General features: G+C 74.8%; 7 protein-coding genes and 1 pseudogene. 6 read left to right on the forward strand and 2 right to left on the reverse strand.

Annotated elements, in window-relative coordinates; translation table 11 throughout:
• The first annotated feature begins 329 nt into the window (after nucleotides 1-329).
• The gene (locus AB0E96_RS34230) at nucleotides 330-824 is read left to right on the forward strand and encodes a hypothetical protein (RefSeq protein WP_359829697.1); all 495 of its coding nucleotides are present in this window, start codon (nucleotides 330-332) and stop codon (nucleotides 822-824) included.
• Nucleotides 825-830: 6 nt separating this feature from the next.
• On the opposite strand, the gene AB0E96_RS34235 is transcribed toward AB0E96_RS34230, so the two are convergent.
• On the reverse strand, nucleotides 831-2276 hold the full coding sequence (locus AB0E96_RS34235; protein WP_359829698.1) for a BTAD domain-containing putative transcriptional regulator: 1446 nt from the start codon (nucleotides 2274-2276) through the stop codon (nucleotides 831-833).
• Between the two features lie 131 nt (nucleotides 2277-2407).
• Between AB0E96_RS34235 and AB0E96_RS34240 the strand changes: the two genes are divergently transcribed.
• Both AB0E96_RS34240 and AB0E96_RS34245 read left to right on the forward strand, forming a co-directional pair.
• Nucleotides 2408-5326, forward strand: a complete 2919-nt coding sequence (locus AB0E96_RS34240) for a BTAD domain-containing putative transcriptional regulator (RefSeq protein WP_359829699.1) — start codon at nucleotides 2408-2410, stop codon at nucleotides 5324-5326.
• 133 nt (nucleotides 5327-5459) lie between these two features.
• Nucleotides 5460-6356, forward strand: coding sequence for a CAP domain-containing protein (locus AB0E96_RS34245; protein ID WP_359829700.1), 897 nt, complete (start codon nucleotides 5460-5462; stop codon nucleotides 6354-6356).
• 18 nt (nucleotides 6357-6374) lie between these two features.
• Here AB0E96_RS34245 and AB0E96_RS34250 read toward each other — a convergent pair whose 3' ends face one another.
• Nucleotides 6375-6785, reverse strand: a complete 411-nt coding sequence (locus AB0E96_RS34250; protein ID WP_359829701.1) for an endonuclease domain-containing protein — start codon at nucleotides 6783-6785, stop codon at nucleotides 6375-6377.
• A gap of 368 nt (nucleotides 6786-7153) precedes the next feature.
• On the opposite strand from AB0E96_RS34250, the gene AB0E96_RS34255 reads away from it, so the two are divergent.
• From AB0E96_RS34255 to AB0E96_RS34265, 3 genes and pseudogenes are all read left to right on the forward strand, one after another.
• Nucleotides 7154-7714 carry an RICIN domain-containing protein gene (locus tag AB0E96_RS34255; RefSeq protein ID WP_359829702.1) on the forward strand — a complete coding sequence of 187 codons (561 nt, stop codon included), beginning with the start codon at nucleotides 7154-7156 and terminating at the stop codon, nucleotides 7712-7714.
• A gap of 68 nt (nucleotides 7715-7782) precedes the next feature.
• Nucleotides 7783-8568: a GNAT family N-acetyltransferase gene (locus AB0E96_RS34260; RefSeq protein ID WP_359829703.1), complete on the forward strand. Its 786-nt coding sequence runs from the start codon at nucleotides 7783-7785 to the stop codon at nucleotides 8566-8568.
• A 348-nt stretch (nucleotides 8569-8916) separates the two neighbouring features.
• Nucleotides 8917-9143: pseudogene (locus AB0E96_RS34265) on the forward strand (3-oxoadipyl-CoA thiolase); the annotation flags it as partial.

A 9143-nucleotide genomic window follows, 5' to 3' on the forward strand; every position in this document is an offset into this window, starting at 1 on the left:
TCCGACCGCAACCCGATAAAACGAGCACACCGAATAAGCACCAGGCCGTCACGCGAAAGCGAGAAAGACCGGCACGAACCGGAAGTGGTGTTTCAAGGGATTGGCCGCCCCGGGACCGTCCGCGCGGCTGCGTGTCCGGTGCTCCCTGTCAGGCGACTAGGAGACAGTACTCCTACTCCGGGCCCAAGCCAAATGCCCCGGGCCGGCCCGCACGCCTCAACGGCGGCGTTCATCGTTTGTCTACCGCGCTCCGCCACGCTCATGCCCTGACGGCGCCCCGAGACCCGGTGGGCGCGAACGCACGAGAGAACCACGAGGTACACGGGGACATGAAGACGACGACGGCCCTCCGCACGATCGCCCTGGCCACCGCCACCACCGCACTCGCCGTGGCCGGGACGGTGGCCTCGACCGGTACCGCGGAGGCGGCGATCGACCGGCAGTCCGACTACGTCTCGATCTGGGACGACGAGCCGCTCTACCCGGGCTGGTACATCGAGTCCGGCGCCACCCGGGCGATCATGCAGACCGACGGCAACTTCGTCGTCTACCAGTTCGGGACCCAGGTCAAGATGGCCACCGGCACCGTCGGCTGCGGCTACAAGGCCGTCATGCAGGTCGACGGCAACTTCGTCGTCTACTCCGCCAACGGCTCCCCCTGCTGGCACACCGGCACCCAGGGCCACCCGCACGCCAGGCTGACCGTCACCACCGGCGGCACCTCCGGCGTCTACTGGGGCGGCGGCATCATTCCGCGCCTCGCCCACTCCGCCAACACCGGCCCCGGCCCCGGCTCGGTCTATTTCTCGTCCGACCTCTACTGAGGAGCCCTACCGGCTCGGCCTCCCAGGCCCGTCCCCCCGGAGGGCGAGCCAGCGCACCAGGTCGGCCACCGACCACTGCGGCCGGGCGGCGAGCCGCTCCGCCGCCGTCCGCAGCAGGACCGGCAGGTGGCCGCAGAGCGCGGCCACCTCGGCCACCGCCTCCGGCTCCCGCCGGACCCGGTCCGCGCCGGCGATCCGGGCCAGCAGCTCGTAGGCGTCGTGCGGCTCCAGCGGTCCGACCGCCAGCCGTACGGCTCCGTCGGGCAGCGCCCCCGGTTCGGCGCCCGCCACCACCGCCCCGCAGCCGGCCACCGCCGGCAGCAGCACGGCCGGCTCGGCCACCCCGTCGAGCAGGACCAGCACCCGGCGCCCGGCGAGCAGCCCGCGGTAGCGCGCGCCGAGCTCGTCGATCCCCGCGTCCGCCGCCGGCCGGTCCCCGAGCGCCCGCAGGAAGCCCGCGAGCACCGCCTTCGTCCCGCCGCCTCCGGCGTACAGTCGGCCGTCCGGGTAGGTGTCCTGGACGGCGTGCGCCACGTGCACCGCCAGCGCCGAGGCGCCGCAGCCGGCCGGCCCGGACAGCCCGAGCACGGGCGACCCCGGCGACCGCAGCACCCGCTCCGCCTCCCGCACCTGCCCCGCCCGCCCGACCAGGTCGGGGATGTCCGGCGGCAGCTGGCTCGGCCTCGGCAGCCGCCGCAGCAACACCGGGGCCTCGCCGCGCCGGATCTGCTCGGCCAGCTCGACCAGCGCCGGGGCCGGTTCGAGCCCGAGCTCCCCGTCCAGCCGCTCCCGCAGCGCCTCGTACCCGGCCAGCGCCTCCGCCGTCCGGCCGCAGCGGTGCAGCGCCAGCAGGTGCAGCCGGTGCAGTTCCTCGTCCTGCGGATGCTCGGCGGCCAGCCCGGCCAGCGGCTCCAGCGCCTCGGCGTGCCGGCCGAGCGCGAGGTCCAGGCCGAGCAGCGTCTTCACCGCCGCGAACCGGCCGGCGTCCAGCCGCTCCCGGACCCGGTCCGCGAACGCCCCGGGCACCCCGTCCAGTGCCCGCGGCCCCTCCCAGGAGCCCAGCGCACGCGCCAGCGACTCCCGTGCCCGGAGCGGGTCCTGGTGACGCAGCGCAACGGCCTCGGCCACCTCGGCCTCGTAGCGGAACAGGTCCACCGCGGTCCGCGGCGCCTCCAGGCGGTAGCCGCCGGCCGCCCCGACCAGCACTCCGGGCTCGCCCAGGGCGCGTCGCAGACGGTGGACATGGGTGCCGATCTGCCCGACCGGGTCCTTCGGCCAGCGGGCGTCGTCCGCCCCCCACAGGTCCTCGACCAGGCGATCCGTCGGCACCAGCTGCCCCGGCGGAATCAGCAGCGCCGCGAGCACGGCCCGCTGCTGCGGTCGGCCGAGGTCGAGCTCACGACCGTCCTGCCGGGCCCGCAGCGGCCCCAGCAGGCTGAAAACGAGCCCCACGGCCCACCCCTCGAAGCCCTCGATCCGGTGCACAATCTGTGACAGAGCATAGGCCGCCGGGGTATGGGGGCCCCGCCGTCCGGACGGAACTGGCGGGATCCCGGCACAGAACGACTCTTCGGGGACGGGACATGGGTGACATGGGGGGATCCGGGCTGCGGTTCGGACTGCTGGGACCGCTGCGGGCCTGGTACGGCGAACAGGAACTGGAGCTGGGCCGGCCGCAGCAGCGGGCCGTGCTCGCCGTGCTGCTGGCCGCCGCCGGGCGCACGGTGTCCGTCCCGGTGCTGGTCGAGGGAGTGTGGGGCGGAGCCGCGCCGGCCGATCCGCGGAAGGCCGTCCAGCTCGCCGTCTCCCGACTGCGCGCCGCCTTCCGGCCGTACACCGGGGAAGGCCCGGAGCTGATGCCGCTGGTCCGGGTCGGCGACGGCTACGCGTTCCGGGCACCCGGCGCCGAGCTGGACGCCGCCGACTGGGAGGCGCTGGTCGCCGAGGCCGGACGGCTGCGCGAGTCGGCGGCGCCACCGCAGGAGGTGCGGGAGGTGCTGCGGCGCGCCCACCGGCTGTGGGTCGGCGAGGCGCTCGCCGGACTGCCCGGGCCGCACGCCGAGGCCGTCCGCGCCCGCCTCACCGAGCAGCGGATCTCGGCCAAGGAGACGGAACTGGAGCTGGACGCCGACCTCGGCGACCGCACCGACCTCACCGCGGCGATCGCCGCCCTCGCCCTGGAGTACCCCGGCCGCCCCCGGCTCACCGCCGTCCTGATGCGCGCCCTCTACCAGGCCGGACGCAAGGCCGAGGCGCTCGCCGTGTACGAGGACGCCCGCGCCGCACTGCCCCCCGGCGAACGCGCCCCCGCCGAGCTCCAGCTGCGCATCCTGCGCGAGGACGCCGCCCTGCTGCCCGCGACCGCCACCGCCGCCGCCGAGCCCGCCGCCGACACCTGGCGGGCGCCCGACCAGCTCCCCTCCGGCCTGCCCGACTTCACCGGCCGCACCGAGGAGGTCGAGGCCCTCACCGACCGCCTCGCCGGCGCCGGCGGGCGGGCCGTCGTGATCTCCGCCCTGGACGGCATGGGCGGCGTCGGCAAGACCACTCTCGCCGTGCACGTGGCCCGCCGGGCCCGCGACCGCTTCCCCGACGGACAGCTCTTCGCCGATCTGCGCGGCGCCGACCGCACCCCGCCCGACCCGGGCACGGTGCTCGCCGGCTTCCTGCGGGACCTCGGCGTGGCCCCCGGCGAGATCCCCCCGGACACCGGGGAGCGCAGCGCCCTGTACCGCTCCGCCCTGACCGGGCGGCGCGTCCTGGTCGTCCTCGACAACGCGGCCACCCCCGCCCACGTCGAACCCCTGCTGCCCGGTTCCCCCGGCTGCGCCGTGCTCGTCACCAGCCGCCACCGGCTCACCGGCCTGCCCGGCGCGCACCAACTGCGCCTGGACACCCTGCCGCCCGGGCAGGCGCTGGAACTGCTCGCCCGGATCGTCGGCGCCGAGCGGGTCGCCGCCGAGCCCGCGGCCGCCGAGGAGGTCGTCCGGGCCTGCGGGCTGCTGCCGCTCGCCGTCCGCATCGTCGCCTCCCGGCTCGCCGCCGACCCGGCACTCACCCTCGCCACCCTCGCCGAAGGACTGCGCCGGGAGCACCGGCTGGCCGAACTCAGCGACGGCGAACGGACGGTGGAGGCCAGCTTCGCACTCTCCTACCACCGCCTGGACGTCGAACTGGCCCGTGCCTTCCGGCTGCTCTCCCTGCCCGACGCCCCCGACATCCCCCTGCCCTGCGCCGCCGCCCTGCTCGACCGCAGCGAGGCCGAGACCGACGAACTCCTGGAAACCCTCGTCGACCTCAACCTCCTGCACTCCCCCCGCTTCGGCCGGTACGGCTACCACGACCTCGTGCGCGCCTACGCCCGCGCCCGACTCTCCGCCGAGGACGGCGCCGCCGCGCGCACCGCAGCCACCGGGCGGCTGCTCGACTTCTGCCTCGCCACCGCCCGCAACGCCGACCTCGCCGCCCGCAAGCCCGACCCGGTCGAGCTCAGCCTGCTCGACGTGTCCGTGGCCCACCCCGGCCGGCCCGTCCCGGACGGCACCGAGGCCGTGCGCTGGATGCGCGAGCAGGCCGAGGTGCACGCCGCCGTCATCACCCTGAGCTGCGCCGACCCGGCCCTGCCGCTCGACCGCGCCGCCGAACTCGCCGACCGGATGAGCTCGGTGCTCGCCGAACGCGCCCAGACCACCGTCATCGCCGACCTCGCCGAACGCCTCGCCACCGAGGCCGAGGCCCGCGGCGACCTCGGCCCGCTCGCCCTCGCCCGGTACGTGCGCGGTTCCATGCTCTGGCACGTCAACCGCTACGCCGAGTCCGCGGCGGAGGTCCACCGGGCCGTCGAGGTCTGCGCCACCGCCGGCACCGACCGGGTCCTCGCCAAGGCCCTGCTCACCCTCGGCGGCAACGCCCGCGTCCACGGCCGCTTCGCCGAGGCCGCCGAGCACGCCGGCCGCGCCGCCGGGCTGTTCCGCCGCCTGGAGGCCGGGCGCTCCGAGGGCAGCGCGCTCGGCGAGTTCGCCTTCAGCTGCGCCCGGACCGGCCGGCTCGACGAGGCCCGGGCGGCCGCCGAGCGCAGCGCCCTGCTGATGAGCCGCTCCGGCCCGGTCTCCGCCGCCACCGGCCGCTACTACCTCGCCCGGGTGCTGCGGCTGTGCGGCGACCCGGAGGAGGCGCTCACCCACGCCGTCGGTGCCCGCGACGAGTTCACCGCCCTCCAGGTCACCGTCTTCGCGGCCGCGGCCGGCGATCTCGCCGCCCGCATCCACGCCGAGGCCGGCCGCTGGCTGCTCGCCGTCGACGCAGCCGAGGCCGTCCTCCCGCTCGCCCGCCGCACCAGCGCCGCCCTGGAGGCCGCCCTGCTGCGCACCCTCGGCACCGCGCTCACCGGCCTAGGCCGCCCGAGCCAGGCCCGAGCCTGCCTGACGGACTCCCTGGAGGTCTACGAGCGGCTGGGGCTCGCGGAGGAATCGGCGCAGGTCAGAGCGGAGCTGGAGCGGTAGACGCGTGGTCAACGGGCGCCTGGGCTACGCGCGTTGACCACCCGTCTACCGCAGTGCGGAAACGTCTCTCCCGTCAGGCCCCGGACCGCGGCGATCGCGGCCCGGGGCGGCACCACAGACGAGAGGCGCAACCATGCCCACGCTCCCCCAGCACGGTCAGAACTGGACGCTCAAGTCCGCCAACGGAACCGTCGCCGACGTCCGCTCCAGCCAGACCGCCGCCGGCACCGCCGTCCAGTCCTGGGGCCCCAACGGCACCACCGCCCAGAGCTGGACCTTCTGGGCCAAGGAGAACGGCAGCTTCCTGCTGGAGACCCTGCTGACCACGGGCAAGCACCCCGGCGGCCAGGCCATGGTCATGGACTACAACTACTCCACCGGCCAGACCTGGCTGTACAACGAGCACAACCAGCCCAACCAGCACTGGTGCTTCGAGCCCCTCGACAACGACTGGGTCCGGATCCGCACCACCCGCACCAACGACGGCATGCTCTTCCTCACCGCGGCCGCCCCCGGCTCGCCCCTCACCCTGGCCAGGCAGGACGACGGCAACCCGGCACAGCGCTGGCAGCTCGTCCCGGCCGGCGGCGTCAGCGGCGGCGGCCAGCAGCAGCCCCAGCCGCAACCGCAGCCCCAGCCCGGTGGCGGTGACTTCCGCACCGAGATGCTGAACTCCGTCAACGCGGAGCGCGGCCGGGTCGGCGCCCCGCCGGTGCGCCTGGACGACCGCCTCAGCGCCGCCGCCCAGCGCCACGCCAACGACATGGCCTCGCACGACCTCACCCAGCACAACGGCACCGATGGCAGCACCCCCTGGGACCGCATCGCGGCCGCCGGCTTCGTCTCGCGCGCCTCCGCCGAGAACGTCACCCCGGGCAACAGCGTGCCGGAGGCCATGCAGATGTGGATGAACAGCCCGGGCCACCGGGTGAACATCCTCAACCCCGACTACAACTTCATCGGCATCGGCTACGCCCCCCGCCAGCGCGGCAACTGGGGCCGCTACGTGCAGACCTTCGGCATGGTCTGATCCCTCGATCGGGAACCGTCACCGGACGGTCCGGAACCGAACGGCCGGCGGATCGGAGAGGTAGCCGTTCAGCAGATCAAAGGTGCGGAGCTGCTGCGGGAGCCGCTCGTACCAGGCGAGTCCGGAGCTGTTGCACGAGTTGCACACGATCCCACGCACACAGCGTCCGCAGGATCCCGACGACGCGGGACAGCACCCGTGGTCGTGATCGACATGCCAGACCCCCTTCCCTCCGGGCTCCGTGCGTCCGCATATCGCGCACCGGCCGCCCTGGAACTCGAACAGCCCGGTGTACTCCTCCCACGAGAGCCCGTAGCGCGACCTGATGTGGAGTTGTTTCCGGTAGTCACGAGTGCATTCGGTGCACTTGCAGAGCAGACCCTCGGGCGCATGGCCGCCGCCCGCCACGACCTCACAGGCCGCGCTCACCGGGCCGACCCGACACACGCGAAGTGGTTTCAGTTGCCCGTCACGATGCTGCTGGAGCTGGTGGGGCTTGCACAGTGAGCCCGTCTCCGCGATCAGTCCGCACCCCGGGTAGCCGCATGCGGCACGTGCCCTCTTGCGCCGCACCGGACTCAGCCGCACGCCCCGCTTCAGCTGGGCGTAGTGGGCTGCGCACAGACTCCGACGGGTTCCAGGCCGATCGCATGCAGGACCGACGCACATCTTCTGAGCCAACGAAGCGTCCTCCGGGTTCCTTCGCACCTCAGCCCGACACGGCTGACGGTACCCAGGAGGTCTGACACAACACGACCGGCCCCACCTCACACCCCACCAGAAGAAGGAGCACACCGATGAGCACCATCACCCGTACCCGCAGGTTCCTCGCCTCGTTGGGCGCCGTCACGGCCGTCGCGGGGGCAGTCGTGGCCGGCGCGCCGGCCGCGCAGGCGGCGAGCTGCGAGCTGCCGCCCACCGTGGAGGCGCCGGCCAAGGTCTACAACGGCGTCACCGGCGTCCTCGACCTGCCGTACAACAACGAGGCCAACGGCCAGTGGATCCAGGTCTACTCGCCCAACGACTCGTCCGCCGCCCAGAGCTGGACGCTCTGGGGGTACTGCGACGGCACCACGGCCATTCAGCACTCCTCCTCGACCAAGGTCGTCGACCTGGAAACGCAGACGGGCTACAGCCGGCTCCAGGACACCCCCGGAGGCGCGGACGGCCTCAACCGCCCGGCCGGCGATTGGATGCCGGCCAGCCAGAAGTGGCGGCTGACCGACGCGGACCGCGGCTGGTACCTGATCCGCAGCGCGGCCACCGGGCAGTGCCTCGCCTCCGACGGCATCGGCCGCGCCACCAGGATGGTCCCCTGCGACCCCGCCGCCCCGGCCCAGCGCTGGCTGCTGCGCTGACGGGCCACCGGGGCCGAGTCCGCTCCCCGACATCCGGGGGGGGGCGGACCCGGCCTATCCTCGTCCGCGTGCCCCTCACCAGCCTGCACGACCGCGCCGGGCTCGCCGCCCGGTTCCGCACCGACCCCGCGCTGCACCTCTTCGAGCTCGGCGACCTGGACGACGTCCTCTGGCCCAACACCACCTGGTACACCACCTCCCCGGACTCCGGGGACGGGCCGGTCGCGCTGCTCTACAGCGGCGGGGACACCCCCGTCCTGCAGGCCTTCGCCCGGCCCGCCGGAGTGCCGGCGATGGAGGCTCTGCTGCGCGACCTCCGCCCCTTCCTCCCGCGCCGTCTCGTGGCCGGGCTGCCGGAGGGCGCCGAGCGGGCCCTCGCGCCCGACTACGCGGTCGAGCGCCGGACCCCGCTGCTGCGGATGCTCCTCACGGCGGAGCTCCCGGCCGGGACCGCCCACGGAGCCCTGCCGTTGGGGCCCGGTGACGCCGACGACGTCCGCGCCCTGCTGGCCGAGTCGTACCCGGATTCCTGGTTCGACCCCCGGATGCTGGCCGGCGGCGGCTACGTCGGGGTCCGCGCGGGCGGCCGGTTGCTGGCCGTCGCCGGGGTGCACGTGCACTCCCCCGCCCAGCGGGTCGCCGTGCTGGGCAACGTCACCACCCACCCCGACGCCCGCGGCCGCGGTCTCGCCCGGTCCTGCGTCACCGCGCTCTGCCACCGCCTGGCCGCCACCACCGACCACCTGGGCCTGAACGTCCGCACCGACAACGCCCCGGCCGTCCGGCTCTACGAGCGGCTGGGCTTCACCACCGCCGCCACCTACAACGAGCTGGTGCTCGCCGCGGTGTCCTGACGCCGTCCCGAGGCCCGTCCCGGGGCCCATCCGGGGGCCCGTCCCGGGGCCCGTCCCGGGGCCCGTCGGGAGGATCGCGGACGACCGGTCACCGCTCCCCCACGGGCCCCTCACCCCGCCCGCACCGGTGCCGCACAGCCCCCGCACCACCCGACGGAGCGCGTCTCGCCGCCCCCGGCCCGCTGGTTGATCACGACTCGATATCCCTTGTCACAGCCGCGCGAGGGACTCGTCACGACAACGTCAGGGCGACGCCGAATCCGTGGCCCCGGACGTTCGCGCCGCGCTATGAACGTCCCCTCAGGAGGACCACCGACACCGGGGGTCCGCAACCACGGGGGACATCACGTGAAGCCCATCCGCAGCAGTCGCCACGCCCTGACCCTGGCCTCGCTGGCCGCTGTCGGCGCGCTCACCCTGACCGCCTGCAACGACGACGCCGCGTCGTCCGACACCGCGACGACCCCGCCGGCGACCGGTGCGCCCGCCACCAAGGCCGCCCGCATCCTCACCACCCTGCTGCACCGGATGCGCCGTACCGGCGCCCGGCGTGGTCTGGCCACCATGTGCGTGGG

Source organism: Kitasatospora sp. NPDC036755 (assembly GCF_040636595.1).
GTDB lineage: Bacteria > Actinomycetota > Actinomycetes > Streptomycetales > Streptomycetaceae > Kitasatospora.